The sequence below is a fragment of the Streptomyces boetiae genome (genome assembly GCF_031845405.1).
GTDB lineage: Bacteria > Actinomycetota > Actinomycetes > Streptomycetales > Streptomycetaceae > Streptomyces > Streptomyces boetiae.
This window is the reverse complement of sequence record NZ_JAVREN010000001.1, coordinates 237,569-263,478: the sequence shown is the minus strand read 5'-3', so window position 1 is coordinate 263,478 and position 25,910 is coordinate 237,569. Positions and strand designations below refer to the sequence as shown.

At 75.4% G+C, this 25,910-nt stretch carries 25 protein-coding genes and 1 pseudogene; 15 read left to right on the top strand and 11 right to left on the bottom strand.

All coding sequences use genetic code 11. From position 1 onward, the window contains the following. Positions 1-124 precede the first annotated feature (124 nt). Positions 125-1,129, top strand: a complete 1,005-nt coding sequence (locus tag RM780_RS01220; protein WP_311628490.1) for a C40 family peptidase — start codon at positions 125-127, stop codon at positions 1,127-1,129. Between the two features lie 238 nt (positions 1,130-1,367). Further along, on the top strand, positions 1,368-2,027 hold the full coding sequence (locus tag RM780_RS01215) for a phosphatase PAP2 family protein (protein WP_311628489.1): 660 nt from the start codon (positions 1,368-1,370) through the stop codon (positions 2,025-2,027). Between the two features lie 45 nt (positions 2,028-2,072). Here the strand turns inward: RM780_RS01215 and RM780_RS01210 are convergent, their stop codons facing one another. Further along, positions 2,073-2,258 carry a hypothetical protein gene (locus RM780_RS01210; protein ID WP_311628488.1) on the bottom strand — a complete coding sequence of 62 codons (186 nt, stop codon included), beginning with the start codon at positions 2,256-2,258 and terminating at the stop codon, positions 2,073-2,075. 125 nt (positions 2,259-2,383) lie between these two features. Between RM780_RS01210 and RM780_RS01205 the strand changes: the two genes are divergently transcribed. After that, positions 2,384-3,268 carry a hypothetical protein gene (locus RM780_RS01205; protein WP_311628487.1) on the top strand — a complete coding sequence of 295 codons (885 nt, stop codon included), beginning with the start codon at positions 2,384-2,386 and terminating at the stop codon, positions 3,266-3,268. Between the two features lie 586 nt (positions 3,269-3,854). Here RM780_RS01205 and RM780_RS01200 read toward each other — a convergent pair. Beyond that, on the bottom strand, positions 3,855-4,220 hold the full coding sequence (locus RM780_RS01200; protein WP_311628486.1) for a metal-sensitive transcriptional regulator: 366 nt from the start codon (positions 4,218-4,220) through the stop codon (positions 3,855-3,857). Between the two features lie 205 nt (positions 4,221-4,425). Here RM780_RS01200 and pstS point away from each other — a divergent pair, with 205 nt between their 5' ends. Genes pstS through pstB form a run of 4 tightly spaced genes read left to right on the top strand, consistent with a single transcriptional unit; the run spans position 4,426 to position 8,454 of the window. Beyond that, entirely contained in the window at positions 4,426-5,547 is a 1,122-nt protein-coding gene (pstS, locus tag RM780_RS01195) for a phosphate ABC transporter substrate-binding protein PstS (RefSeq protein ID WP_311628485.1), read from the top strand. A 23-nt stretch (positions 5,548-5,570) separates the two neighbouring features. Next, positions 5,571-6,599 carry a phosphate ABC transporter permease subunit PstC gene (gene pstC / locus RM780_RS01190; RefSeq protein WP_311628484.1) on the top strand — a complete coding sequence of 343 codons (1,029 nt, stop codon included), beginning with the start codon at positions 5,571-5,573 and terminating at the stop codon, positions 6,597-6,599. Continuing rightward, positions 6,596-7,630, top strand: coding sequence for a phosphate ABC transporter permease PstA (pstA, locus tag RM780_RS01185; protein ID WP_311628483.1), 1,035 nt, complete (start codon positions 6,596-6,598; stop codon positions 7,628-7,630). Before pstC ends, pstA begins: the two co-directional genes overlap by 4 nt. 44 nt (positions 7,631-7,674) lie before the next feature. After that, complete coding sequence (gene pstB, locus RM780_RS01180; protein WP_311628482.1) at positions 7,675-8,454, top strand: phosphate ABC transporter ATP-binding protein PstB; 780 nt, start codon at positions 7,675-7,677, stop codon at positions 8,452-8,454. 16 nt (positions 8,455-8,470) lie between these two features. Here the strand turns inward: pstB and RM780_RS01175 are convergent, their stop codons facing one another. The 5 genes from RM780_RS01175 to RM780_RS01155 form a co-directional block, all read right to left on the bottom strand. Next, positions 8,471-9,487, bottom strand: a complete 1,017-nt coding sequence (locus RM780_RS01175; protein WP_311628481.1) for an inorganic phosphate transporter — start codon at positions 9,485-9,487, stop codon at positions 8,471-8,473. A 7-nt stretch (positions 9,488-9,494) separates the two neighbouring features. Continuing rightward, the gene (locus RM780_RS01170) at positions 9,495-10,115 is read right to left on the bottom strand and encodes a DUF47 domain-containing protein (RefSeq protein ID WP_311628506.1); all 621 of its coding nucleotides are present in this window, start codon (positions 10,113-10,115) and stop codon (positions 9,495-9,497) included. 137 nt (positions 10,116-10,252) lie between these two features. Next, complete coding sequence (locus RM780_RS01165; protein WP_311628505.1) at positions 10,253-10,600, bottom strand: DUF2516 family protein; 348 nt, start codon at positions 10,598-10,600, stop codon at positions 10,253-10,255. A 134-nt stretch (positions 10,601-10,734) separates the two neighbouring features. Next, positions 10,735-11,331, bottom strand: a complete 597-nt coding sequence (locus RM780_RS01160) for a hypothetical protein (RefSeq protein WP_311628480.1) — start codon at positions 11,329-11,331, stop codon at positions 10,735-10,737. Beyond that, positions 11,331-11,765: a helix-turn-helix domain-containing protein gene (locus RM780_RS01155; RefSeq protein ID WP_311628479.1), complete on the bottom strand. Its 435-nt coding sequence runs from the start codon at positions 11,763-11,765 to the stop codon at positions 11,331-11,333. Before RM780_RS01155 ends, RM780_RS01160 begins: the two co-directional genes overlap by 1 nt. A 459-nt stretch (positions 11,766-12,224) precedes the next feature. Between RM780_RS01155 and RM780_RS01150 the strand changes: the two genes are divergently transcribed. Then, a complete protein-coding gene (locus RM780_RS01150; RefSeq protein WP_311628478.1) occupies positions 12,225-13,871 on the top strand; it encodes a phosphatase PAP2 family protein in 1,647 nt (548 codons plus the stop codon). 22 nt (positions 13,872-13,893) lie between these two features. Here RM780_RS01150 and RM780_RS01145 read toward each other — a convergent pair whose 3' ends face one another. Further along, positions 13,894-14,517: a TetR/AcrR family transcriptional regulator gene (locus RM780_RS01145; protein WP_311628477.1), complete on the bottom strand. Its 624-nt coding sequence runs from the start codon at positions 14,515-14,517 to the stop codon at positions 13,894-13,896. Between the two features lie 104 nt (positions 14,518-14,621). Here RM780_RS01145 and RM780_RS01140 point away from each other — a divergent pair, with 104 nt between their 5' ends. Both RM780_RS01140 and RM780_RS01135 read left to right on the top strand, forming a co-directional pair. Continuing rightward, positions 14,622-14,777 carry a hypothetical protein gene (locus tag RM780_RS01140; protein WP_311628476.1) on the top strand — a complete coding sequence of 52 codons (156 nt, stop codon included), beginning with the start codon at positions 14,622-14,624 and terminating at the stop codon, positions 14,775-14,777. Beyond that, a complete protein-coding gene (locus RM780_RS01135; protein WP_311628475.1) occupies positions 14,774-15,028 on the top strand; it encodes a hypothetical protein in 255 nt (84 codons plus the stop codon). The genes RM780_RS01140 and RM780_RS01135 overlap by 4 nt, the downstream gene beginning before the upstream one ends. Positions 15,029-15,070: 42 nt before the next feature. On the opposite strand, the gene RM780_RS01130 is transcribed toward RM780_RS01135, so the two are convergent. Further along, positions 15,071-16,984, bottom strand: a complete 1,914-nt coding sequence (locus tag RM780_RS01130; protein WP_311628474.1) for an FAD-dependent monooxygenase — start codon at positions 16,982-16,984, stop codon at positions 15,071-15,073. Between the two features lie 307 nt (positions 16,985-17,291). On the opposite strand from RM780_RS01130, the gene RM780_RS01125 reads away from it, so the two are divergent. Continuing rightward, positions 17,292-18,620, top strand: a complete 1,329-nt coding sequence (locus RM780_RS01125; RefSeq protein WP_311628473.1) for a glutamine synthetase family protein — start codon at positions 17,292-17,294, stop codon at positions 18,618-18,620. A gap of 242 nt (positions 18,621-18,862) precedes the next feature. After that, entirely contained in the window at positions 18,863-20,137 is a 1,275-nt protein-coding gene (locus RM780_RS01120) for an amidohydrolase family protein (RefSeq protein ID WP_394812851.1), read from the top strand. Positions 20,138-20,164: 27 nt separating this feature from the next. On the opposite strand, the gene RM780_RS01115 is transcribed toward RM780_RS01120, so the two are convergent. Beyond that, complete coding sequence (locus RM780_RS01115; protein WP_311628472.1) at positions 20,165-20,581, bottom strand: ankyrin repeat domain-containing protein; 417 nt, start codon at positions 20,579-20,581, stop codon at positions 20,165-20,167. 66 nt (positions 20,582-20,647) lie between these two features. On the opposite strand from RM780_RS01115, the gene RM780_RS01110 reads away from it, so the two are divergent. The 3 genes from RM780_RS01110 to RM780_RS01100 all read left to right on the top strand — a co-directional run bounded on the left by RM780_RS01110 (position 20,648) and on the right by RM780_RS01100 (position 25,006). Then, a complete protein-coding gene (locus tag RM780_RS01110) occupies positions 20,648-21,811 on the top strand; it encodes a sensor histidine kinase (protein ID WP_311628471.1) in 1,164 nt (387 codons plus the stop codon). 49 nt (positions 21,812-21,860) lie between these two features. After that, on the top strand, positions 21,861-22,550 hold the full coding sequence (locus tag RM780_RS01105; protein ID WP_311628470.1) for a response regulator transcription factor: 690 nt from the start codon (positions 21,861-21,863) through the stop codon (positions 22,548-22,550). 173 nt (positions 22,551-22,723) lie between these two features. Beyond that, positions 22,724-25,006 (top strand): MMPL family transporter, encoded by a 2,283-nt coding sequence (locus RM780_RS01100; protein ID WP_311628469.1) that lies wholly within the window; start codon positions 22,724-22,726, stop codon positions 25,004-25,006. A gap of 280 nt (positions 25,007-25,286) precedes the next feature. On the opposite strand, the pseudogene RM780_RS01095 reads toward RM780_RS01100, so the two are convergent. Then, positions 25,287-25,841 (bottom strand): annotated as a pseudogene (locus tag RM780_RS01095) (phosphotransferase family protein); the annotation flags it as partial. Positions 25,842-25,910: the final 69 nt, after the last annotated feature.

Below are 25,910 nucleotides of genomic sequence, written 5' to 3'. Positions count from 1 at the left end.
CCGCCGCCCCCCACCCCGACCCCCCAGAGGGCCTGGCGTCGCGGGGAGGAGCTTCTACCATGGGCGGGGACGCGGAGCGTGGTGCGACGTGCGGTGAGGGAGAACGGGCGGGGGAGGGCGGCGGATGCGGAAGGTGTTGCTGGCCGCGGGCATCGGCGTCGGCGGCCTGGCCTGCTTCATGGCCCTGCTCCTCGTCGGCGTGTACGGCGCCGCCGCCGGCCTGCTCGGCGGCGCGGGGCGACCCGACGGCAGCGGCGGCCGCCTGGCGGCGAACACCGTCCCCCCCGAGTACGCCGCCCTCGTCCAGCGGTGGGGCAACCTCTGCGACACCCTCTCGCCCGCGATCCTGGCCGCCCAGCTCAACCAGGAGAGCGGCTGGCGCGCCGACGCCCAGAGCCACGCCGCCGCCCAGGGCATAGCGCAGTTCATCCCCAGCACCTGGGCCACCCACGGCATCGACGCCAACGGCGACGGCCGCGCCGACGTCTGGGACCCCGAGGACGCCATCCCCTCCGCCGCCTCCTACGACTGCTCCCTGGCGGGCTACGTCGAGGACGTCCCCGGCGACCCGGTGGACAACATGCTCGCCGCCTACAACGCCGGCCCCTACGCCGTCATCCGGTACGGCGGCGTCCCGCCCTACGAGGAGACGCGCAACTACGTCCGCATCATCCGCGCCGCCGAGGCCAGCTTCGCCGCCCCGCCCGAGGACCCCGAGGTCCGCCAGCGGGTCATGGCGCCCATGGAGCAGGCCGCCGGCGCGGTCAACTGGGCGCAGGAGCAGCTCGGCACGCCCTACCGCTGGGGCGGCGACGGCACGCCCGAGGACGGCGGGGAGTTCGACTGCTCGGGCCTGACCCGCGCCGCGTACGCGGCCATGGACGTCCGCATCCCCCGCGTGGCCAACGACCAGTGGACGGCGGGACCGCACCCGGACCGCGACGAACTCCTGCCGGGCGACCTGGTGTTCTTCGCCTGGGACCTGGACGACTCGCGCAGCATCCACCACGTCGGGATCTACGTCGGTGGCGGCTACATGATCAACGCCCCCTACACGGGCGCCGTCGTCCGCTTCGACCCGATCGACAGCCCGGACTACTTCGGAGCCACGCGCCCCGCAGCGGCCTGAGGCGCCCCCGCAGCGGCGTGACAAGTCCCGCACGCACCCTGCGTCCCAAGTGAACGATTCCGCGCCATTGTGCCGAATTGCGTATCCGTTCGATAACAGGGCGGCATGCATTCGATGGAGCGCGGCACCCACGGGGATGTACCTGGCGTTACCTGTACCGGAACAGGGGCCTCTCCTCCCTGCCCACCCCACCCCCGGCGGCAGGGTCCCCCACGCAGAGAAGGGGCCGCGAGCGCACATGGCTGGAACCGACGGTTTCGTCAACCCGGAAGCCGAGCTGGACCTCCTCCACGACCTCAACGGCCTGGCCGACCGCCTGCCCGGCTGGGCCGGCGACGGCGTGGCCCTGGCCGGCCAGGCGGTGCTGCCCGCCCTGCTGGGCGTGCTGATCCTGGCCGCCTGGCTGCGGGTGCGCCGCCGCCCCGACGCGGCCCCGGCCGTGGCGGGCGTGGCCTGGGCCCTCCTCGCCGCGGGGATCGCCTACGCGGTCAACGCCCCGATCCGCGGCTTCGTCGCCCGGCCCCGGCCGTTCGCCGACCACCCCGACCTGCACGTCCTGGGCCCGGCCCCGGGCGGGTACTCCTTCGTCAGCGACCACGCGGGCGTGGCCATGGCGGTTGCGGTGGCGCTGTTCCTGGTGCACCGGGCGCTGGGTGCGGCGGCCTTCGGGCTGGCGTTGCTCGTGGGCCTGTCCCGCGTGATGGCCGGGGCGCACTACCCCTCGGACGTGCTCGGCGGCTTCGCGCTGGGCGCGGCCGTCGCCCTGCTGCTCGCCCCGCCGGCCCAGGCCGCCCTGACGCGGCTGGCCCTGGCCTGCGCCGCCCGCCGCCGCCTGAGCTGGCTGGTCCGGCCCTCCGCCGAGAAGCCGCCCCTGCCGGAGCGCGGCCTCGCCGCCTGAGCGGTCGCGCGAGGTCAACGTCCGTGCCGGGCCCCGGCGTTCGCCTCAGGCGGCGTGGGCGTCCGTGAGGTGGGCGGCGGCCTCGGCGCGGGCCAGTGGCCGGGAGCGCCGCGCCGGTCCGTACCAGCCGCAGGCGCAGCGCGGTGAGACGAAGGGACCGCGCTCGGTCAGCGTGATCCGGTGGGAGGCCGGGGGGTCGTCCGGGGGCGTCGCGTCACCCTGATCATGCACCTCCCCACCGTAACGGCCGTCGCGAGGTCTCGTTAGGCGGTACGAGTTTTCGCCGCATTCGCGGCTTTCCCGGGAGATGCACGAGACGACGGCCACCGGGCGTGGCCGTGGGGGTGTCGGGGACCATGGCGGTGCGGCGGCGCGGCGCGGGCCGCGGGGCGGCGGGCGTGCTGGGGGCGTTGGCCCTGGGCCTCGCGGCCGTCCTGGGCTGCTCCGGATGCAGCGGCACGGGGGCCGCCGCCGAGGACGGGGCCGCGGGCGGCGCGGCCGAGGGCCCCGGGGAGGGCGAGGTCCGCCGGGACGCCCGGGCCCAAGAGGGGCAGGAGGCGCGGGAGGCGGTGCGGCGGGTGGCCGACCGGCTGGCCGGGGCGGGCAGCTCCCAGGCCAGGACCGCGATGCAGATGGCCTCCGGCGGGACCCGCGTCACCCTCCACGGCGAGGGCGGCTTCGACTACGCGGGCCGGGTCGGGGAGCTGCGGGTGACGCTGCCGGAGGGCAGGACGGTGACCGAGGTCTTCACGCCGGGCCGCCTCTACATGAAGAACCGCGGCGCCGGCGTTCCCCCCGAAAAGTGGGTGCAGGTGGAGACGGCCGCCCTGCCGGATGGGAACCTCGTCACGGGCGGCGCGACCGACCCGGTCACCGCGGCGGCGCTGCTGCGCGGGGTGCGCAGCGCGGAGGACTTGGGGCTCGCCGAGGTGGACGGGCGGCGCCTGCGGCACTACCGGGGGGTCACCGACATCGGCGACGCGGCCCGGGCGGCCCCGGACGCGGAGGCGCGGCGGCAGCTGACGGCCGCGCTGGGGGGCTTCACGGAGAGCCGGGTGCCGTTCGACCTCTACGTGGACGCGGAGGGCCTGCCCCGGAAGGTCCGCCACCACTTCAGCTTCGCCGGCGACGACCGCCGCCCGATCGACGTGGCCTCCACGGTGCTCCTGCACGACTTCGGCACGCCGGTGGACGTGACCCTCCCCCAGCCGTCCGACGTCTACGCCGGGGCCGTTGCGTAACGCGGGCGGCTGCCGCCGGGAGGCGGCCCGCGTGCGGCCCTCGCCGCTCGGCGCCGCGCGCGGCGGCACACGCCCTGCTCCGCGGTGCGTCGCGCGCGGCGCCGTGCGTTCGGCCGTACCGGGCGACGCGCCCTCCGGGCCGCGGTGCGCTGCGCGCGGCGCACCGGGCACTCCCGGCGTCGGCGCCTGCCGGCGCCGCCTCGCCGGCGGCGGTCCCGGCCGTCCCGGCGCGGCCGATGCGCCCGCGCGGCGGCCTCCCCGGCCGCGGGCCAGGGCCCCGTGGCCGCGATGCGCGGGCGGGTGCGCGCGCGGCGGCATGCGTCCGTTTCCGTGCGGCTGCGCCTGCGGCGGCACGCCTTCCGCTCTGCGGCGCGGTGTCCGCGGCGGCACGCCTTCGGGGCTGCCGGGCGGACCGTGCCTCCGCGTGCGCGCGGCTCGATCGGGCGGGGCGGGCGGCCGTTCCGGCCGGGGCGGCTCGTGCGGGGCGTCGGCGCGGCCCGTCCGTGCGTGGCGGGGGCCGGGGGACCGGGGCCCGAGGCCCCGGTGCGCGGGCCGGTGCGCCGGGCGCCGCGCCGCGCCGCAGGCGCTACGTGCGCAGGAGGCGGGCGATGGCCGCCGTCGCCTCTTCGATCTTCGCGTCGATCTCGGGGCCGCCCTTCTCCGCCGCGTGGGCCACGCAGTGGCGCAGGTGCTCCTGGAGGAGCTGGAGGGCGAAGGACTGGAGGGCCTTGGTGGAGGCGGAGACCTGCGTCAGTATGTCGATGCAGTAGACGTCCTCCTCCACCATGCGCTGGAGCCCCCGGATCTGGCCCTCGATCCGGCGCAGCCGCTTGAGGTGGGAGTCCTTGTCCTTGCTGTAGCCGTGCGGCCCCGGCGGGCCCGCCGAGCCGTGGGCCGCCTCGCGGGCGCCGTGCCCGTCCGATTCGGCCGCGACCGTCTCGATTGTGGTCATTTCGGTCCTCCCGGGACTCTTATACCCCTGTCGGGTATAGCGTAACGAACGGGCGCCACCGGCGGGCAGTATCGTGCGCCTCCGGGTACGGTCGCGGCCGGGATGATTCATCTTCTCTTCACCTGATACTCGTGTATCGATTCACCTGATGAACCTACGTTCAGTGCGGACGGCCGGACGCGGCCGGGGAAAGGACGGCAAGACGGTGCAGCCACGCGGAAAGGCGGCCAGGGCCTCGGGGGCCCTGCTCCTGCTCGCCGCACTGACGGGCCTCGCCGCCTGCGGCACGGACGACAACTCCGGCCTCCCCGGCGCCGTCGACTTCTCCGTCGAGAACCTGCGCTGCGCCCCCGACGCCGGGACCCTCCTCGCCTCGGGCTCCAGCGCCCAGGCCAACGCCATGGAGGTCTGGGTGAACACCTACCAGGCCAACTGCGAGGGCAGCCAGATCAACTACAAGCCCACCGGCTCCGGCGCCGGCGTGCAGGAGTTCCTCCAGGGCACCACCGCCTTCGCCGGCAGCGACTCGCTGCTCTCCGAGGGCGAGGTGAACGAGTCCCGCTCGGTGTGCCGCGACGGCGGCCGGGCCGTCCACCTCCCGATGGTCGCCGGGCCGATCGCCGTCGGCTACCACCTGCCCGGCGTGGACGACCTCGTGCTGGACGCCCCCACCCTGGCCCGGATCTTCGACTCGGAGATCCGCCGCTGGAACGACCCCGCCATCGCCCGCCTCAACCCCGGCGCCGACCTGCCCGACCTGCCCGTCACGCCCTTCCACCGCTCGGACGGCTCCGGCACCACCGACAACTTCACGTCCTACCTGCACGCCTCCGCCCCCCGTGAGTGGCCCTACGAGCCCGACAAGGCGTGGCGCGGGCACGGCGGCCAGTCCGCGGACGGCTCCTCGGGGCTGACCGGCATGGTCCAGCAGAACGAGGGCGCCATCGCCTACTTCGAGCTGTCCTACGCCCACCAGAACGACATCGACACCGTCCGCATCGACACCGGCGCCAGCGAGCCCGTGGCCGCCACCGTGGAGAACGCCTCCAACGCCATCGCCCAGGCCGACGTCACCGGCTCCGGCGGCGACCTCGCCCTGGAGCTGGACTACGCCACCCGCGAGGAGGGCGTCTACCCCGTGGTCCTGGTCACCTACGAGATCGTCTGCGACCGGGGCAACGACCCCGCCACCCTCGGCCTGACCCGGGCGTTCCTCGCCTACACGGCAGGGGAGGAGGGGCAGCGCGCCCTCGCGGAGATCGACTACGCCCCCATCTCCGGGGAGATCATCGAGCAGGTGCGCCGCCGTGTCGACGCGATGGCCTGAGCGGCCCTGACAGGAGAGCGGTAATGCCGTCGACACCATCAGCCTCCGGCGCGGCCGGGGCCGGGCCCGTCCCCGGCGCCCCGCGGGATTCCGGCGACCGGCCCGGGCCTGCGGCCGGCCCCAGGCCCACCACCCGCCCCGGCGACCAGATCTTCAGCGGGCTCTCCCGCGGCTCCGGCATCGCCCTGCTGGTGATCATGGCAGCCATCGCCGTCTTCCTCGCCCTGCGCGCCGCCGTCGCGCTCGGGCAGAACGAGGGCAACTTCCTGACCACCTTCGCCTGGGACGCCAACGCCGACCCACCCCGCTTCGGCATCGCCGTCCTCCTCTTCGGCACCGTGGTCAGCTCGGTCATCGCCATGACCCTGGCCGTGCCCGTGGCGGTCGGCATCGCCCTGTTCATCTCCCACTACGCCCCGCGCCGCCTGGCCACCGGCATCGGGTACGTCGTGGACCTGCTGGCCGCCGTGCCGAGCATCGTCTACGGCCTGTGGGGGGCGTTGTACCTCGTCCCCCGGATGACCGGGCTCTACGAATGGCTGGACGACTGCTTCGGCTGGACCGGCGTCCTTGCCTACGACGGGACGCCCGCCCGCTCGCTGATGACCGTCGGCCTGCTGCTGGCGATCATGATCCTGCCCATCATCACCAGCGTGACCCGCGAGGTCTTCCGGCAGACCCCGCGCACCCACCAGGAGGCCGCGATGGCCCTGGGCGCCACCCGCTGGGAGGTGATCAGGACCACCGTCCTCCCCTTCGGCCGCTCCGGCGTGATCAGCGCCTCCATGCTCGGCCTGGGCCGGGCCCTCGGCGAGACGATGGCCGTGGCCACCGTGCTGTCCCCGAGCTTCCTGATCAACGCCAGCCTGCTGGAGTCCGGCGGCGGCACCTTCGCGCAGAACATCGCCAGCCAGTTCAAGGAGGCCGGCACCACCGGCCGCGACGCGCTCATCGCCTCCGGCCTGGTCCTCTTCCTGCTGACGCTGGTGGTCAACGGCATCGCCCGCCTGATCATCGCCCGCCGCAGCGAGTACTCGGGAGCCAACGCATGAACGTCAGCACCCTGCGCCCCCCGCGGCTGCCGCGCTGGTCGATGGCGGCCCTCGCCGTCGGCTCCCTCGCCCTGGGCACCGCCGTCGGCCTGGTCGCGGGCCTGGAGTCCCGCGCCCAGTGGGGCCTGATCGCCGCCCTCGTCTTCGTCGCCGCCACCTTCGGCCTGGCCGCCCGCGTCGAGGGCCGACGCTTCGCCGTGGACCGGCTGGCCTCCCTGCTGGTGTGGGCCTGCTTCGTCGTCGCGGTGCTGCCGCTGGCCTCCCTGATCGGGGAGACCGTCGCCCGCGGCATCCCCGGCGTGAGCTGGTACTTCCTGACCCACTCCATGAACGGCGTCCTGAGCTGGCAGGAGGGCGGCGGCATCTACCACGCCCTGCTCGGCACCGTGGAGCAGGTCGCGCTGGCCTGCGTCCTGGCCATCCCCATCGGGCTGCTGACCGCCGTCTACCTGGTGGAGTACGGGCGCGGGCGGCTGGCGAAGGCCATCACCTTCTTCGTGGACGTGATGACCGGCATCCCCTCGATCGTGGCCGGCCTGTTCATCCTCAGCCTGTGGATCATGATGCTCGACCTCGGGTACTCGGGCCTGGCCGGGGCCCTCGCGCTGGCCATCCTGATGATGCCGATCGTCGTGCGCTCCACCGAGGAGATGCTCAAGCTGGTGCCGAACGAGCTGCGCGAGGCCTCGCTCGCCATGGGCGTTCCCCAGTGGCGCACCATCCTGAAGGTGGTGCTGCCCACCGCCATCGGCGGCATCACCACCGGCGTGATGCTCTCCATCGCGCGGATCGCCGGCGAGACCGCGCCCATCATCCTGCTGGTCTTCGGCAACAACATGATCAACGGCAACGCCCTGGAGGGCGCCCAGTCCTCCCTGCCGCTGTTCGTCTACGAGCAGTGGGGGTACGGAACCGAGCAGGCGTACGACCGCGCCTGGGCGGCGGCCCTCGTGCTCATCGCGTTCGTGATGATCCTCAACCTCCTCGCCCGCGGCATCGCCCGCTGGAAGGCCCCCAAGACGGAGGGCTGAGCGCCAGCGGCAGGCCGAGCGAAGCAGAAAGAAGAGCACCCACCATGGCCAAGCGCATCGACGTCAGCGGACTGACCGCCTACTACGGCGCCCACAAGGCGATCGAGGGCATCAGCCTGCTCGTGGAGCCGCGCGCCGTGACCGCCTTCATCGGGCCGTCCGGCTGCGGCAAGTCCACCTTCCTGCGCACCCTCAACCGCATGCACGAGGTCACCCCGGGCGGCCGGGTCGAGGGCAAGGTGCTGCTGGACAACGAGGACCTCTACGCCCCGGGCGTGGACCCGGTCTCGGTCCGCCGCACCGTCGGCATGGTCTTCCAGCGGCCCAACCCCTTCCCGACGATGTCGATCTACGACAACGTCGCGGCCGGCCTGCGGCTGAACGGCATCCGCAGGCGCAAGTCCGAGATGGACGAGATCGTGGAGCGCAACCTGCGCGGCGCGAACCTCTGGAACGAGGTCAAGGACCGCCTGAACAAGCCCGGCTCCGGCCTCTCCGGCGGCCAGCAGCAGCGCCTGTGCATCGCCCGCGCCACGGCCGTCGAGCCGGAGGTGCTGCTGATGGACGAGCCGTGCTCCGCGCTGGACCCCATCTCCACGCTGGCGATCGAGGACCTCATCGACAAGATGAAGGAGCGCTTCACGATCGTCATCGTCACCCACAACATGCAGCAGGCCGCCCGCGTCTCCGACCGCACCGCGTTCTTCAACCTCGCGGCAGTCGGCGAGCCGGGCCGGCTGATCGAGGTGGACGACACGGAGAAGATCTTCTCCAACCCCTCGGTCCAGGCGACCGAGGACTACATCTCGGGCCGCTTCGGCTGACGCGGAACGCCCCCGGTCAGCCCGGCAGGAGCGAGAGCGCGGCGTACGCGGCGGCGGCCAGGGCGGCCGTTGCCGGGAGGGTGAGGAGCCAGCCGAACGCCAGGTTGCGCGCCACCGCCCACCGCACCGCGCTCAGGCGGCGGGTCGCCGCCGCGCCCAGGCCGCCGGCCGCGGTCACGTGCGTGGTGGAGACCGGCGCGTGCGCCAGGTAGGAGGCCGTCAGCAGCACGGAGGCCGCCGCCGCCTCCGCGGCGAAGCCCCGCGGCGGGTCCAGCTCGATCACCCGGCGGCGCAGCGTCCGCGTGATCCGCCGCCCGCCCGCCCACGTGCCCAGGGCCAGCGCCGCCGCGCAGGAGATCCGCGCCCACAGCGGCACCCCCTCACCCACGCCCGCCTCCCCGGCGGCCACCAGCGCCAGCACCACCGCGCCCATCGCCTTCTGCGCGTCCTGCAGGCCGTGGCCCAGCGACAGCCCGGCGGCCGAGACCGTCTGCGCCATCCGGAACCCGCGCTGCGCCCGCTGCGGGGCGGCCCGCCGGAAGGCCCACAGCAGCCCCACCATCAACAAAAAAGCGGCTGCCAGCACGAGGGCCGGAGCCAGCAGCATGGGCAGCAGCACCTTTCTCAGCACCGTCTCGCCGTGCACCCGCGCCCCGGCCCCCGCCGCCCAGGCGGCGCCGACCACGCCCCCGATCAGCGCGTGCGTCGCCGCGGGGCGCAGCCGCAGCACCCAGCGGGCCACGGCCGTCCACGCCAGCGCGGCGGCCAGCGCCGCGGCGACCACCGTCAGCGCCCGGCCCTCCTGCCCCGGGCCCGGCAGGGTGACCAGGTCCTCGGCGACCGTCCGGGCCACCTCCTCGCCGAGAAAGGCGCCCGCGAGATTCATCACCACGGCCATCGCGACGGCGATCCGGGGGGTGAGGGTGCGGGTGGCGACCGAGGTGGCCACCGTGCGGCCGGCGTCCTGGCAGCCGTTGACGAAGGCGAGCAGGAGCGCGGCGCCGGTCACGGCGCCGAGGGCGAGGGTGTACACGGCGCGCTCAGGACTCCTTGACCACGATGGTCTCGACCGTGTTGGCCACCGACTCGAAGGCGTCGGCCGCCTCCTCCAGCACGTCCACGATCTGCTTCAGCTTCATGACCTCTATGGCCTCGTACGTGCCGTTGAAGAGGTGGGCCAGGAGCTTGCGGTGGATCTGGTCGGCCTGGTTCTCCAGGCGGTTGACCTCGATCCAGTACTCGTTGAGGTTCCGCATCGAGCGGAGGTTCGGCATGGCCTCGGCCGTCAGCTCGGCCGCCCGGCCCAGCACTTCGATCTGCTGCTCCACGCCCTTGGGCAGCTCGTCGATCTCGTAGAGGACGACCAGGTCGACGGCCTCCTCCATGAAGTCCATGATGTCGTCCAGGCGGGCGGCCAGGCGGTAGATGTCCTCCCGGTCGAAGGGAGTGACGAACGTCGAGTTCAGCTGGTGGAAGATCGCGTGCGTCGCGTCGTCCCCCGCGTGTTCGGCGGCCCGCATGCGGTCCGCGATCTCGACGCGCGTAGCGGGATCGGCCCCGAGGAGCTCCATCAGCAGTTTCGAGCCACTGAGAACGTTGTCGGCTGCGGTGGCGAACAGTTCGTAGAAGCTGGTCTCCCGGGGCGTGAGGCGAAAGCGCACGGCGATTCCTCTGGCGTTCATCAGTGGGGCGTTCCCGCTGATGCTAAGGGCAGAATTCGGCCACGGCTAACCCTCTGCCAGTGGGTTCGGCCTCCCGCCTGCGGATGACCGGGGGGCGACGCCGGACCGCTGACGCGTCACCGATTGCCGTTGTACGGACCGTAAGGGCCGTCGCTGCTGCTCCAGCCGCCGCCGCGTCCGCCCCGCCGGCCGCCTCCGGTCACGGAGCGGATCGCGGGGCGGACGTCCACCAGGTAGACGATGGTGGCGATGGTGCCCGCCAGCACCAGCATCAGCATCGGAATGATGAGCTGGACCGCGACCGTCACCCCCAGGATGACCAGCCAGAACGGCTTGGTCTGCTTATCCGCGGCCCGGAACGCGTCCTCCCGCTGGAGGGCCGCGTGGACCAGCGCGAACGCGCTGAGCAGCAGCAGCCCCAGGAAGAGGTAGCCCATCAGGGAGTTGAAGCCTTCCAGCAGCACTCTGTCCACCACCATGTCGCGTGTCGACCGTGTCCGTACACTGACCGTCCCCCTCCACGCTACCGGCCGGAAGCCCCGGGCGTCATGGCTCGCGTCTCGCGGGCTCCGCCCGGGGCCGGTCCGTCCGGGCCGCGTCAGGCGGTGGGCGGCGTCCTCTTCTCGGCGCTCTTGTCCGCGCCGCTCTTGTCCGCGCCGCTCTTGTCCGCGCCGCTCTTGTCCGCGGACTTCTCCGCGGTCTTGGAGGGGGCGCGGCGGGGGGCGCTCGCCTTGCGCGGGGCGCGGGCCTTGGGCTCCGCCTTGGCCTCGGCGGCCGGGGCCTGCTTCCGCTCCGAGGCGGGCTTGGCCTCCTCGGGCTCGGTGAACGGCTCGCGCACCGGGGCGACCCGCTCCACGGTCACCGTCTCCTCGCGCTCCTCCCGCTCCTCCTGCTCCTCCTGCTCCCCGGCCGGGCCGCGGCGGCGCTCCACCACGGTCTTGCCGCGCTCGGCCAGGCCGTCGTAGGTCTCGCGGGCGCGGACCGCGTACTCCAGCGCTATGCCCACGCCCTGCAGCGCGACGTTGGTCGCCTGCTCGCGCAGCCGCGGCAGCCTCTCGGGCGCCTCGGCCCGCAGCCGCTCCAGCGTGGCGGGCAGCTCGCGCAGCTTCTGCGCGGCCAGGTCGGCGGTGCCGGCGGCGACGTACAGCGGGGTCGCGCTGTTCAGGGTCTTGCGCAGCTCGTCGGTGAGGGCCATCAGTCCTTCTCCTTCTCCGTGTTCTCCATGTCGGACGCCTGCTCGGACGCCTGCTCGGACGTCTTGTCGAACGAGGCGCGGAACGAGTCGTAGATCTGCAGCAGCGCCTCCTTGTGCTGCCCGCTGAGGCCGGGGTCGGCGAGAACGGCCTCCCGCACGCCGGGCACGGCCCGCTCCGCCGCGCCCCCGGCGGCGTCCTGCGCGCGCTCGTCGAGGATGCCCGCCTGGACGTAGAGCGTCTCGGCCGAGATCCGCAGCCCCTTGGCGATCTGCTGGAGGATCTCCGCGCTGGGCTTGCGCAGCCCGCGCTCGATCTGGCTGAGGTACGGATTGGACACCCCCGCGGCCTCCGCGAGCTGCCGCAACGACAGCCGCGCCTGCCGCCGCTGCTCCCGCAGAAACTCACCCAGATTCCCGACCCCCAGCGAAGCCATGCCCCCACCCTGCCTCACCGCGCTAGCAGAAGCAAGCACTCCGCTTGCGCGCGCTTGCGCGTTGGCCCGGTCCTGGCCGGGGCCACGACCACGGCGGCTGGCCGTGGCCCCCACGCCGCCCGGCTCCGGGCGCCCGGCGGGGGCGCGGCCCGAGCGCCCCCGCCGGCGGCAGTGGCCTCCGGCCCGGCCCATACCGGTGAACGCCGGTCCCTGCCCGCCGCGAAAGGGGCGGCCCCGTCCGGCCTCGCGCACGCGACGGACGAACGCCGGCCGGTGTCCGCCGCGAAGCCGCGAGGGGCGTACCAGCGGGCGGGGTCGCTCGTGCGCCTCGGCGTGTGGTGGGGGGCGGTGCGCGCACGCGCGCGCCGTGGGTTCGCGGGCGGGGGGAGGGGCGGGGGTAAGTTGCCGTCCGTCGGACGTTCACCGGGCCGACATCGGGTGGTTGAGAAGGGGGCAGCGGTGGGGCCTGTGGATGTGGGGGAGTGGCGGCGCCTGGCGGGCTTATGGCCCCTGGCCGTGGGCGGCGTCGTGGTGGTGCGGACCTGGGGGGAGGGCGGCGCGCGGACGCCGCTCGCGGAGGCGCTGCCCGGCGCGGCCGGGGGCGCCTGCGCCGTGGCGCTCGCGCTCGGCGGGCTGCTGCTGACCGGCCGCCCCCGGGCGGCCGAACGCGCCGCCGGCGCCGCCCTCCTCGGCCTGGCCGCCGCGCTGGAGCCGCCGTTGCTCCTGTTGCTGCTGCCGCTGCTCGCGGCCGGCGCCCGGCGGCCGGTGCTCGGCGCGGCCGGGGTGTGGGCGGCGGCCGTCGCGCCGGGCCTGGCCGACGCGGGGGAGTGGTTCCGCACCGCCGCGCCCGGCGCGGCCGAGGACCAGTCCCTGCACGGCGCCCTGCTGCGCCTCGGCCTCACCGGCACCCCGGCGCGCGCCGGGTTTCTCGCGCTGGCCGCCGTCGTATGCGCCCTCGCCGTGCGCCGGGCCGTGCGGTACCTCACCGACGGCCAGCCCGTTCTCGCCGCCGCCGTCACCGGCTGCGCCGCGCTGGCCCTGGCCCCGGGCGCCCCGCCGCAGCTCCAGCTCTGGATCGCGCTGACGACCGTCGGCCGTGCGGGGCGGCGCCGGGCCGACCGTTACGTCTGGCCGGCGTTCGCGCTGCTCGCGGTCGGCGTGGACGGGGACGTGCTGCTGCCGCGACTCGCCGTCATGGCCCCGCTCGGGGAGAACGTCCCGCTGCTGGCCGCGCTGCTCGCGGCCTGCGCCGTCCCCTTCCTGCCGCGCGCCCAGGCCGGTCCGCCCGAGGGCGCGCCCGGCGCCGGCCGCCCCAACCTGGTCCTCGAACTCCTGCTGATCCGGGTCGGCTACTGGGCCTACTCCTGGGTGCGCGGCCACGCGGACGGCGACCGAGCCACGGCCGAGGAGCACGGGCGGCAGGTGCTCGGCCTCCAGCGCGTCCTGGGTCTGGACGTCGAACGCGGGCTCAACGAGGCGGTGGCGGCGCGGCGTTGGCTCGCGGACGCGATGGACCTCTACTACGCGACCTTTCACTTCGCCGTGCCGCTGACGATCCTCGGCTGGCTGCTGCTGCGCCACCCGGGGGCGTACCGCGCGGCGCGGAGCGGGCTGGCGTTCACCACGCTGTTCGGCCTGGCCGGCTTCTGGCTCTACCCGCTGGCGCCGCCGCGCCTGATGCCGGGCCTGGGCTACATCGACACCGCCAACGGCGTGCAGGACCTGGACAGCCCGCGCTACGGCGCGCTGACCGGGATCTCCAACCCCTACGCCGCGATGCCCTCGCTGCACGTGGGCTGGTCGCTGTGGTGCGCGCTGACGCTGTGGCGGCTGGCGCCCTGGCGCTGGCTGCGGCTCGCGGGCTTCGCCTACCCCCTGGCGACCACGCTCGTGGTCATGGGCACGGCCAACCACTACCTGCTGGACGCGGTCGGCGGGGCGGCGGCCGTTGCCCTGGGCCTGGCCGCCTCCTCGGCGGTGGGGCGCGCGCTGCGCCTGCGCCCCCACGCGGAGGCCCTGCGCCCGGCCCCCACCCCGCCGCCTCCCGCCCCCGCGAGCCGCCGCCGCCCGGAACGGCCGGACGAGCGGGAGCCCGAACGGGTCTGAGCGGGCCGGTACCTCGCGGGGCTCAGGTCCGGGCCCCCGACATGCCGTTCCACAGGGCGTTCATCAGGTGGTCGGCGGCGGCCTCGGCCGTCAGGGCCGGGTGGTGCTCCTGCCACAGCGCGAGGCGCTCGGCCGCGCCGACGAGGATCTGGGCGTAGACGGCGGCCGTGGCCGGGTCGGGGGCGGCCCCGGCGCCGACGAGGAACGCGCCCAGGAACTCGGCCTGCTGGCTGCGCAGGCGTTCGACCGCCGCCAGGGCCTCCGCGCCGACCAGCGCGGACTCGCGGTTGAGGACCGACCAGGCCGCGCGGTGGCCGTCGATGAAGCAAAAGAACGCGGTGAGCGAGGCCCGCAGGCCCTCCCGGGGCGAGGCGGCGGCGTCCAGGGCCGGGCGGGTGGCGGCGTACAGCTCGCCGCGCACCCGCGTGAGGAGGGCGAGCAGCAGGCCCTCCTTGGAGCCGAAGTAGTCGTAGATCACCGGCTTGGAGACCCCGACCCGCTCGGCCAGCTCGTCCATCGTGGCCTGGGCGTAGCCGCGTTCCGCGAACAGGTCCTCGGCGACGGTGAGGATCTGCCGCTCTCGCTCCGCCCTGCTCATCCGCTGCCGGGGCTGCTGCCCCGCTCGTGTCGTCGACCGCGCTGTCACGGGGGCAACCTACCGCCGGTAGCCTACGTGCGGTAGCCTACTCGTAGTAACCTACTTCCAGTAGGAAACGCCCGTGGCAAGCGCCCGTGGGAAGGAGTGCGGACATGATCCTCATTGTCGGAGCCCTGGCCGTGCTGGGGTTCCTCATCGGCGCGGCGGCCCACCTGCCGCCGTCCGTCTCGCTGATCGCCGGGGCCGTGATCGGCTGCTGGCTGATCGCCTTCGCCGTCCGCGAGCGGCGCTGGGGGCGGTGGTGGTGAGCGCGACGACCGCCGCGGCCCGGCGCGTGGACGACCTGGCGGCCTGGTCCTTCGTCACCGGCCTGGTCGGCCTCCTGGTCTTCAACGTCATCCTGGGCCCCCTCGCGGTCATCCTCGGCGCCCGCGCCCTGACGCGCGGGACCACCCGCCGGGGCCGCGCCACCTTCGGCGTGGCCCTCGGCGTGGCCGATCTCGTCCTCTTCGCCTCCCTGGCAGCGGCCGACTCGACGGCCTTCTGGCACCTGTCCTGAACGGGCCGGTGGCCCGGCCCGTTCAGTCAGGCCCGGCCGGGGTCACTGCAGGGCCGGGCACGGGCCGCTGCGGTCGCGGGACGGGGCGGCGCCGGGGTCCGGGGCCGGGTCGCCGAGCAGGGTGCGGAGGGTCCGGGCCAGATGGGCCGCCGGGTCCGGGGGCGTGTCGGGGGCGCGCCAGGCGATGAAGCGGTCGGGGCGGACCAGGACCGCGCCCGCCGGGCCGTGGCCGCGCCAGCGGGTCCACGTCGAGCGGACGTCGCGGTAGTCGCCGTCCACGTGCCCGATCCGCACCGCGTCCAGCGGGAAGCCCTCCGCCGCGGCCCGCCGCGCGGCCTCGCACCAGGCCCGGCCCTCCTCCCCGGCGATCAGCAGGAAGCGGCCGGGCGTTATCAGCCGGGCCAGCGGCAGCCGCCGCCCGTCGAGGTCCGTCAGCCACGCGTGCGGCAGCGGGTGGCCCGGCCGGGCGGCGGGCTGGTGTATGCGCACGGGGTCGGGGTTGGCCGGGGGCGCGGTGCCGTCGGGGACCACGGCCGCGCCCGCCGCGGCGTCGTAGGTGTAGCCGAACTCCACGCCCAGCTCGTTGAACTCCATCGACTGCTCGGCCACCGTGCGCAGGAACGCCCGCCGCACCGGCCGGTCCGCCGGGTCCTCGCTGCCCAGCCGCCGCGCCCGTGGCCAGCCCCCGCCGTCCGCGGCGAAGTGGGCGTTGATGGCGAGCTGGCCCAGGGCGTTCTCCAGCGCGCGCCGCACGGTGAACGCCGCCACCGGCCGCCGTTCCGCCTCGTAGCTGTCCAGCAGGGCCTCGCCCGCGTGGCCGGCCAGGACGGCGGCGAGCTTCCAGGCGAGGTTCTGCGCGTCGTGCAGCGCCGAGGTCAGGCCCAGGCCGCCGGTGGGCGGGTGCCGGTGCGCCGCGTCGCCGAGCAGGAACACCCGGCCCGCGCGGAAGCGTTCGGCCACCGTCGCCCGCGGCGACCAGCGCGCGATCCCGCGCACGCGCGCCCGCCCGGCCGCGGGCCCGAGCGCCGTGCGCAGGTCGGCCAGGACCGCCTCGTCCTCCAGGGCGCGCGGGTCGTCACCCGCGTAGTGCAGGTGGAACGCCCACTCCTCGGAGCGCGGACCCCAGTGGCGCGGCCCCATCGGCACCAGGACCCCGCCCGTGCCCAGGTCGGGCAGCCACAGCCAGCGGATGAGGACTTCGGGGTCGCGCAGCCACGGGCTGAGGTCGGCGGTCAGGTGGAAGGTGACCATCCGGGCCAGGTCCCGCAGGCCCTCCTGCGCGACGCCCAGCGCCGGGCCCACCGTGCGCCCCCCGTCGCACGCGAGCAGATAGCGGGCGCGGACCTGGTAACGCGCGCCCCCCGCCGTGTGGTCCGCCACCGTGGCCGTCACGCCGGAGGCGTCCTGCGCGAAGCCCGTCAGCTCGTGCCCGAAGCGCACCGAGCCGGGCCCGAACGGCGCCAACTCCTCGGCGCGCGCCCGCAGTCGGGGCTCCAGCAGGTGCTGCGGCAGGTTCGCCGGGCGCTCCGGGCTCGCGGCCTGCCACTCCGGCGAGGTGCCGCCCGCGCCCCAGGACTCAAGCTGCGCCACGCATCTGCCGTGGTCCGCCGCGTCCGGACCGCTCCCGGCAAGGCCCACGTACCAGCCGGAGTACGCCATCTGCTCGGGCGGCGTGGAGGCCGCGTACACCGCGTCGGCCAGGCCCAGGTCGCGCAGGATCTCCATCGCGCGCTGGTTCAGCAGGTGCGCCTTGGGCTGCGCGGAGGTCGTCGTCGCCGCGCTGATGAGCAGCGAGGGGACGCCCATCCGGCTCAGCAGCGCGGCGGCGGTCAGGCCCGCGCCGCCCCCGCCGGCGATCAGCACGGGCACGCGCGACGCCGGCCCTTCTCCCGCTCGCGGGGCCGCTGGTCGCGGGGTCTCCGGTCGCACGGCGGCGTTCAGCCGATTCTCGTTCATGGGTGCAGCTCCCTGAGGGGTCGACGGCCGGACCGGGGAGGCGGGGAAGGCGGCGTGTGCGCAGCGCGCGGCGGCCACGGGCCGTCGGACGACCCGGGCGCAGGGACGACGTTTCCCCCGTTCCATCCCAGTGAACTGCTGAGATCGTCAATCCGGAGGAATCAGCCGTCAAGGTCGCCCGGGGCCGTGCACGGCGCACGCGGCGCGCACGGCGCACTCCGGCGGCGCGCCCCCGCCGCGTACACCCGCGGCGCCCGCCCGCGCGTGGCCTGTTGCACCGTGCCCGCGCCCCGGGAAGGCTTCCCGCATGGACCCCACGCAGCAGGCCACGGCGCGGCTCTCCGCCGCCGGCGTTCACGGAATCGCGCTCACCTGGGTCGACAACGCGGGGCTCACCCGGGTGAAGGCCGTGCCCGCCGGCCGGCTGGCCCAGGCCGTGCAGCGCGGCGTGGGCATGTCCCCGGTCTTCGACGTCTACCTGGTGGACGACTCGATGACCACCAGCCCCCACATCGGCGGCCCGGACGGCGACCTGCGCCTGGTCCCCGACCTCGGCCGCCTCACCGCCCTGGCAGCCCAGCCCGGCTGGGCCTGGGCCCCGGCCGACCGGTACGAGCAGAGCCGCGCCCCCTACCCCGCCTGCCAGCGGCAGTTCGCGCGCCGCCAGGCCGAACGCGCCCGCTCCCGGCACGGCCTCGACCTGCGGATGGGCTTCGAGACCGAGTGGGTGATCACGCGCGGCCCCGGCGGCCCGCCCGCGACCACCGCCGCCGCGTACGGCATGGCCCGGCTGGTCGAGCTGTCCGCCTACCTCGACGAGGTGCTTTCCGCCCTGCTCGGCCAGGGCGTCGACGTCCTCCAGCTCCACCCCGAGTACGCGCCGGGCCAGTTCGAGGTCTCCGTCGCCCCGGCCGACCCCGTGGCCGCCGCCGACCTGGCCGTGCTGGTCCGCGAGACGATCCGCGCCGTCTCCGCCCGCCACGGCCTCGCGCCCTCCTTCGCGCCGGTCCTCGACCCGGCCGGGGTGGGCAACGGCCGCCACCTGCACCTGAGTCCGTGGCGCGAGGAGAAGAACGCCTGCCGCGACGGCGACGGGCCCTTCGGCATGACGGGCGTGTGCGAGGCGTTCCTCGCCGGGGTGCTGCGCGAGCTGCCCGCGCTGCTCGCCGTGGGCGCGCCCACCCCCGCCAGCTACCTGCGGCTGAAGCCCTCGCACTGGGCCGGCGCCTACCAGTGCTGGGGCCTGGAGAACCGCGAGGCCGCGCTGCGCTTCGTGCCGGGCGCCCCCGACGACCTCCACGGGGCGAACGCCGAGGTGAAGTGCTTCGACTCCGCCGCCAACCCCTACCTCGTCACCGGCTGCGTCATCGCCGCCGGGCTCGCGGGCGTGGAGGACGCCCTCACCCTGCCGCCGCCGGTCGCGGGCGACCCGGCCGCGCTGACCACGGCCCCGCCGCCCCGGCTGCCCGAGACCCTGCCGGCGGCGCTCGACGCGTTCGAGCGCTCCGGGGTGCTCCGGGACGCGCTCGGGGAGCCGCTGCACGGCGCGATCCTGGCGGTGCGCCAGGCGGAGGTCGCCCTCTTCGCGGCGGCGACCCCCGAGGACATCGCGGCGGCGACCCGCGACCGGTACTAGCGGTCGAGCCCGGGGCGCCGGGCTCGACCGGACGTCCACCGCGGGTACGGCCCCGGCCGGGTCCCCGGGTCCCCGGGCCCCCGGGCCCCCGGGTCCCCGGGCCCCCGGGCCCCCGGGCCCCCGGGCCCCCGGGCCCCCGGGCCCCCGGGGCCCCGGGGCCTCACGGCGCCGGGCGCCAGCGACCACGCCCGCCCGCCCCGCTCCCGCCGCTCCCCGCCCGCCCACGAACGCGGAGGCCCGCCATGGACGTTCCACCACCGCCGGAAGCGACCCCCGGCACGCCGGGGAACGCTGGTCCCCCCGCCGTCCCGGGCCTTCCCGCTTCGGCCGCCGCGCCGGGGAACGCCCCACCGGGCGCCGTCCCGGCCGTTTCCGCGTCCGCCGCCGCCCCGGACGTTCCCGCTCTGGATCTGCCCGCCCTCGTGGACCACCACTGTCACGGCGTGCTGCGCGAAGGGCCGGAGGAGCGGGGGGCGTTCGAGGCGTTGCTCACGGAGGCGGACGCGCCGCCCGCGCCGGGGACCAGCTACTTCGACACGCAGCTCGGGTTCGCCGTGCGCCGGTGGTGCGCGCCCGCGCTCGGGCTGCCCGCGCACGCGCCGCCCGAGGCGTATCTCGCACGCCGCCGGGCGCTGGGCACGGCGGAGGTCACCCGCCGGCTGCTGCGCGCGGCCGGCATCGGAGCGTTCCTCGTGGACACCGGCCTGCCCGGACCCCTGCTCGGGCCCGAGGAGCTGGCCGCCGCCGGGGACGGCCAGGCCCGGGAGGTGGTCCGGCTGGAGACCCTCGCGGAGCGCGCCGCCGCCACGGCCGACTCGGCCGACGCGTTCCTCGGCGCGCTGGACGAGGCGCTGGCCCAAGCGGCCCGCACCGCCGTCGCGTTCAAGTCCGTCGCCGCCTACCGGCACGGCCTGCACCTGGCGCCCGCGCCCCCCGCCCCCGCCGAGCTGTGGCCGGCCGCCGACCGCTGGCTGAGCGGCGGCGACCGCGCCCGGCTCACCGACCCCGTGCTGCTGCGGCACCTGCTGTGGTCCGCCGCCCGCACCGGCCTGCCGCTCCAGCTCCACACCGGCTTCGGCGACCCCGACCTGCGCCTGCACCACGCCGACCCGGCGCTGCTGACGGACTTCCTGCGCGCCGTGCGCCCCACCGGCTGCCGCGTCGTCCTGCTGCACGGATACCCCTACCACCGCACGGCCGGCTACCTGGCCGCCGCCTACCCGCACGTCTACGCGGACGTCGGCCTCGCCCTCTCCCACACCGGGGCCCGCGCGGAGGCGGTGCTGGCCGAGATGCTGGAGCTGACGCCGTTCGGCAAGCTGCTGTTCTCCACGGACGCCTACGGCCTGCCGGAGCTGTACCTCGTCGGCAGCCGGCTCTTCCGCGACGCCCTGGGCCGCGTGCTCGGAACGGCCGTGGCGGAGGGCGCCTGGTCCCCGGCGGACGCGCCCCGCGTCGCCGCCCTCATCGCCTCCGGCAACGCCCGCCGCCTCTACCGGCTGGGCCGGGAGGGCTGACTACCGGCTCAGGCCGCGCCGGAAACCTCAGGCCGCGCCGAAGAGGTCCAGCAGCTCCGAGCGGCCGAACATCCGCGCCGTGTCGATCGCCGACGGGTGCCCGGCCGCCGGGTCCGCGCCCGCCTCCAGCAGCACGCGCACCACCTCGGCCGCGCCCTTGAACACCGCGCCCGCGATGGGCGTCTGGCCCTTGTCGTTCCCCCGCGCCGCGTCCGCGCCCCGGTCGAGCAGGACCCGCACGGTGTCCGCGTGCCCGTGGTAGGCCGCCAGCATCAGCAGCGTGTCCCCCTTGTCGTTGCTCAGGTTCGGCGGAACGCCCGCGTCCACGTAGGCGGCCACGGCCGCGGCGTCCCCCTCCCGGGCCAGATCGAAGATCTGCGACGCGAGCTGGAGCACCTCCGGGTCGTGCGCCGGCTCGTTGCTCTGGGGGGCGGGGCCAGTCATGGGGGACGTCCTTAGGGTTGGCCTTTGCTGGTGTTGCTTCGCACCACACTACGTACTCTCATTGGCATGTTTCGCGCCATCACGCAGGAGTTCCGGGCGGATCGCACCTTCCTGCTCACCGGTGCCGTATTGCTGGCCGATTCGTCCGTCCTCCTCTTCGAACCCGAGACGGGCGGCTGGCCCGCGCTGGTCCTCGGGCGCGGGCTGGTGGTCGCCGGCTGGCTGGCCCTGGGGCTGCGCCACCGGTGGCCCGTGGCCGTGGCCGCCCTGGTGCTGGTGACCTCGATGGTGTTCTTCCCGCTGTCCTCGGTGGACGGGGTGACGCCGATGCTGGCGTTCGTCATCGCCCTGTACGCCGTCACCCGCGCCGGGCACCTGGCCGCGGCCGTCGGGCTGGTCGCCGGGATCGTTCTCGTCATCGTGACCGGCGAATTCGTGCTGCACGAGGAGGACGCCCCGCGCCAGGTCGACAACATGGCCATCGCCCTGATCACCGGCTGGCTGCTGAACGTCGTCGCCTTCGGCCAGGCGATGCGCGTGCGCGAGGCGTACCTGCGCGAGGCCGAGCAGCGCGCGCTGGCCGCCGCGCGCCAGTCGGCCACGGAGGAACGCCTGCGGCTGGCGCGGGAGCTGCACGACGTGCTCGGGCACAACGTCTCGCTGATCACCGTCCAGGCCTCCGCCGCCCTCCACCGCAGCGCCAAGCGGCCGGGGCAGACGGAGGAGCTGGTCACCGCGCTGGAGTTCGTCCGCGACGCGGGCAAGGAGGCGCTGCGCGAGCTGCGGGCCACGCTCGGCGTGCTGCGCCAGGTCGACGAGGAGGCGCCGACCGCCCCGGCCCCCGCCGGCCTCGAACGCCTGGCGGAGCTGGCCGACCGCGCCGCCGCCACCGGCCTGCGCGTCCGCGTCGAGACCACCGGCGAGCCGCCCGTCGTGCCCCCGCAGATCTCGCTGGCGGCCTACCGGATCGTGCAGGAGTCCCTGACCAACGTCACCCGCCACGCCCAGGCCCGCAGCGCGACGATCCGCGTGGCGTACCGCCCCGGCGAACTGCGCGTCGACATCCACGACGACGGCCGCGGCGCGCCCCCCGGCCACGCCCCCGGCAGCGGCATCACCGGCATGACCGAACGCGCCCGCGCCCTCGGCGGCGACCTCACGGCCACCCCCACCCCCGACGGCTTCCACGTCTCGGCCCGCCTGCCCCTGCCCCTGCCGGTGCGGGCCTGACCCGTACGGGGCGCGGCAGGGGCGCGCGGGGGGCGCATACGCTGGGGGGATGAGTGGTGAGCCGTCGCGTATCCGGGTGCTTCTCGCGGACGATCAAAAGCTCGTCCGGGCCGGGTTCCGGTCGATTCTGGAGGACGAGGAGGACATCGAGGTCGTCGGCGAGGCGTCCACGGGCAGCGAGGCCGTCGCGCTGGCGCGGTCGTTGCGGCCGGACGTGGTGCTGATGGACGTGCGGATGCCGGAGGAGGACGGGCTCGCGGCCACGGGGCGGATCGTGGCGGATCAGGCGCTGGCGGCCGTGAAGGTGGTCATCCTGACGACCTTCGACGTGGACGACTACGTGTACGGGGCGCTGCGCGCCGGGGCCTCGGGGTTCCTGGTGAAGGACACCGAGCCGATGGAGCTGCTGCACGCGGTGCGCGTGTGCGCCCGCGGGGACGCGCTGATCGCGCCGGCCGTGACCCGGCGGCTGATCGCGGAGTTCGCCGGGCGCGTCCGCCGCCCCGACCCGGCGCCGCGGCTGAACGCCCTCACCGAGCGCGAGCGCGAGGTGCTGACCCTGGTCGGCGGCGGCCTGAGCAACGACGAGATCGCCCGCCGCCTGGTCCTCAGCCCCGCCACGGCCAAGACCCACGTCAGCCGCGTGATGACCAAGCTCGCCGCCCGCGACCGGGCCCAACTGGTCATCACCGCCTACGAGACGGGCCTGGTCACCCCGGGCTGGATGGACACGCCCTAGGGGAGATCCCGGAGAGCGCGGGGTTCCGGCGCAACCCCGGGGGTACGCGCCGGGGCCCGGGCGCAACCAGGGGGGTAGGGCGGGTGTCCTCCGGCGGGGGACGTGGTGGGGGTGGGCGGTGGCCGACCGTGGTGCGCGTGGAGAGAGCCGCGCGAGACGACGGGAGAAGGCCGATGAACGCCACAGGCACCGGCATACCGAGGACCACCGACGACGACGGCGGGGGCGGGGTCTTCGCCCGCGTCGCCCGCTTCTCCTACCGGCGCCGCCGGCTGACGCTGGGCCTGTGGGTGCTGGCCATGGTCGCCATCTGGGCCGGGGCGAGCGCCGCGGGCAGCGCCTACCGGGAGGACTACTCGCTGCCGGGCACCGAGTCCCAGGAGGCCGCCGACCTGCTGGAGGAGCACGGCTCCGACCGGGCCGGGGACACCGTCGAGATCGTGCTGCGCAGCGAGGCAGAGGGCGGCCTGGCCGGCGGAGAGGTGCGGCAGCGCGTCGAGGGCATGCTCGACGAGGTAGCGGGCCTGCCGCGGGTCGAGCAGGTCCGCAGCCCCTACGAGGACGCCTCGGCCGTCGCGCCCGGCGGGGCCATCGGCTTCGCCACCGTCGTCCTGGACGTCCCCTCCGAGCAGATGACCCTGCCGGAGGTGGAGCGCATCCACGAGACCGCGCGGGAGGCGGCCGGGGACGGGCTGCGGGTGGAGCTGGGCGGCGACGCGGCCCGGCTGCTCGCCGCCGGAGAGGGCGGCGCGGCCGAGGGCATGGGGATGCTGGCCGCGCTGGTCATCCTCGTCTTCCTCTTCGGCACGGTCATCGCGGCCGGACTGCCCATCCTCACCGCGGTGTTCGCGGTCGGCTCCACGCTCGGCGTGATCGTGCTGGCCTCGCACGTCTTCACCATCGCGGACTACACGCCCTACACGATGATGCTCGTCGGCCTCGGCGTCGGCATCGACTACGCCCTGCTCAGCTTCGCCCGCTACCGCTCGGAGCTGATCGCCGGGGCGAGCCCGGAGCGGGCGACCACCCGGGCGCTGGACGCGGCCGGACGGACGGTGTTCTTCGCCGGCTGCACGGTGATCGTGGCGCTGCTCGGCCTGGTCGCCCTGGGCCTGGGCTCGCTCCAGGGCATCGCGCTGTCCGTGGCGCTGACCGTGCTGGCGACGATGATCGCCTCGCTGACGCTGCTGCCGGCCCTGCTGGGCGTCTTCGGCCGCCGCTTCCAGCGCCAGTTCACGGCGCGCGCGGCCCGGCGTTCGGCCAAGGGCAAGCGGCCCGAGGGCGCGGTGTGGCGGCGGCTGGGGGCCGCGGTGCAGCGCCGCCCGGTGGCCGCGCTGCTGGTGGCCGTCGTGGGGCTGGGCGCGCTGGCCGCCCCGGCGCTGGGCATGCGCCTCGGCTTCGCGGACGCGGGCAACGACCCGGCCGGCTCGACCAGCCGGGAGGCGTACGACCTGCTCTCCGAGGGCTTCGGGCCCGGGTTCAACGGCCCGCTGGTCGTCGTCGCGGACGCGACCGAAGGAGCCGCGGACGCCGAGGAGGCCGGCAACGCCCTCTCCCGCCTGCTGGGGGAGACCCCCGGCGTGGCCGCGGCGACCCCGCCCGTGCTGACCGGGGACGGCCGAGTGGCCACCGTGATCGCCTTCCCCGACTCCGCCCCGCAGGACGAGGCCACCGCCGACCTGGTGGCCGCGCTGCGCGGCGAGGTGCTGCCCGCGCTGGAGGACCGGACCGGCGCGGACTACCTGGTCGGCGGCGCCACCGCCGCCACCCAGGACTACTCCGACACGGTCGCCGGACGCATGCCGCTGTTCGTCGCGATCGTGGTCGGGCTGTCGTTGCTCCTGCTGGCGGTCGTCTTCCGCTCGGCGCTGATCCCGCTGAAGGCGGCCCTCCTGAACCTGCTGAGCATCGGCGCCGCGCTCGGCGCGATGACCCTGGTCTTCCAGGAGGGCGCCTTCGGGCTGGTCGAGGCCGGGCCCATCGAGGCGTTCCTGCCGGTGATGATCTTCGCCATCGTCTTCGGCCTGTCGATGGACTACGAGATCTTCCTCGTCTCCCGCATCCACGAGGAGTGGGAGCGCACGGGGAACGCCTCGGCGGCCGTCCGCGAGGGCCTGGGGCACACCGGCTCGGTGATCACCGCCGCGGGCGCGATCATGATCGTGGTCTTCGGCGCGTTCATGCTCAGCCCGGAGCGGATGCTCCAGCAGATGGGCTTCGGCATGGCGGTGGCGATCTTCGTGGACGCGGTGATCATCCGCTGTCTGATCGTGCCCGCTGCCATGGAACTCTTGGGCCGCCGGGCCTGGTGGCTGCCTGCCCCGCTGGAACGGCTGCTGCCGCGGGTGCGGCTGGAGACGCCGGAGCCGGCCCCGGCAGTGGCGGGCGGGGCGGGGGACCCTGACCTGGACCCGGCGGGGAGCCAGGAGCGGGACCCCCGTTCGGCCCGGATCTGAGGAAGGCCGCGTAGGCCGCCTCCACAGACCTGGGGCTGGGCACTCGGCCCAGCCCCAGGGTGCGCGCGGCCCTTCTGAGCGCCCCGGCCACCAGCTCGCCGGTGCGGCCCAGCTCCTCCGCGAACGTCCCCGGCGGCGCGGCGGCGAGCGCGTACGCCTGCCGGGTGACGTCCGTGAAGACGGACTGGACCCGCTTATAGGCCAGGTAGCGCGGCAGGTCGCGGGACATCCCTGCGGAGGCGCCGGGCAGGTGCCGCTCCACCTCCCGGGCCCAGCGGCTGAGCAGCCGGTGCTCCTGGGCCGGGGGGTAGCGCATCAGGTGCAGGTGGGTGGCCACGTCGTAGAGCGGGTCCCCGACCAGGGCCAGCTCCCAGTCGATGGTCCACAGCCGGCCGTCGGCCTCCGCGACGATGAGGTTGTCGCGGTGCAGGTCGCCGTGCAGCAGGCAGAAGGGCCGGTCGGTCAGCAGGGCCGCGTCCCGGGCCAGCGGCCCGGTGGGGGAGAGGACCGCGGGGTCCACCCCGAGCCCGGCGAACAGGCGGCCCAGCGCCGGGCGGTGCGCGGCGTACACGTGGCGGCGGGTGAAGCGGACCAGCCGCCGCAGGAACGCCCGGCCCGAGCGCGGGCGTTCCCCCGGCGGGCAGCGGTGGAGCAACGCCAGGGCGCTGGGCCGGACCTGCGCCAGCGCGCCGAAGAACGCGACGAGCTGATCGAGGTGCGGGCCATCGAGCGCGGTGCCGGGCGGGTGGGTCCTGGAGAGCGGCTCGCCCTCGATGTAGCCCTGCACACGCAGGTCGCCCTCGTCGAGCCGGTAGACGGGCGCGATGCGCTCCATGCCCAGTAACGCCAGCTCGATCAGCAGGTCTTCCTCGCTGTCGAAGCAGCGCGGGTCGTAGCGGAACGC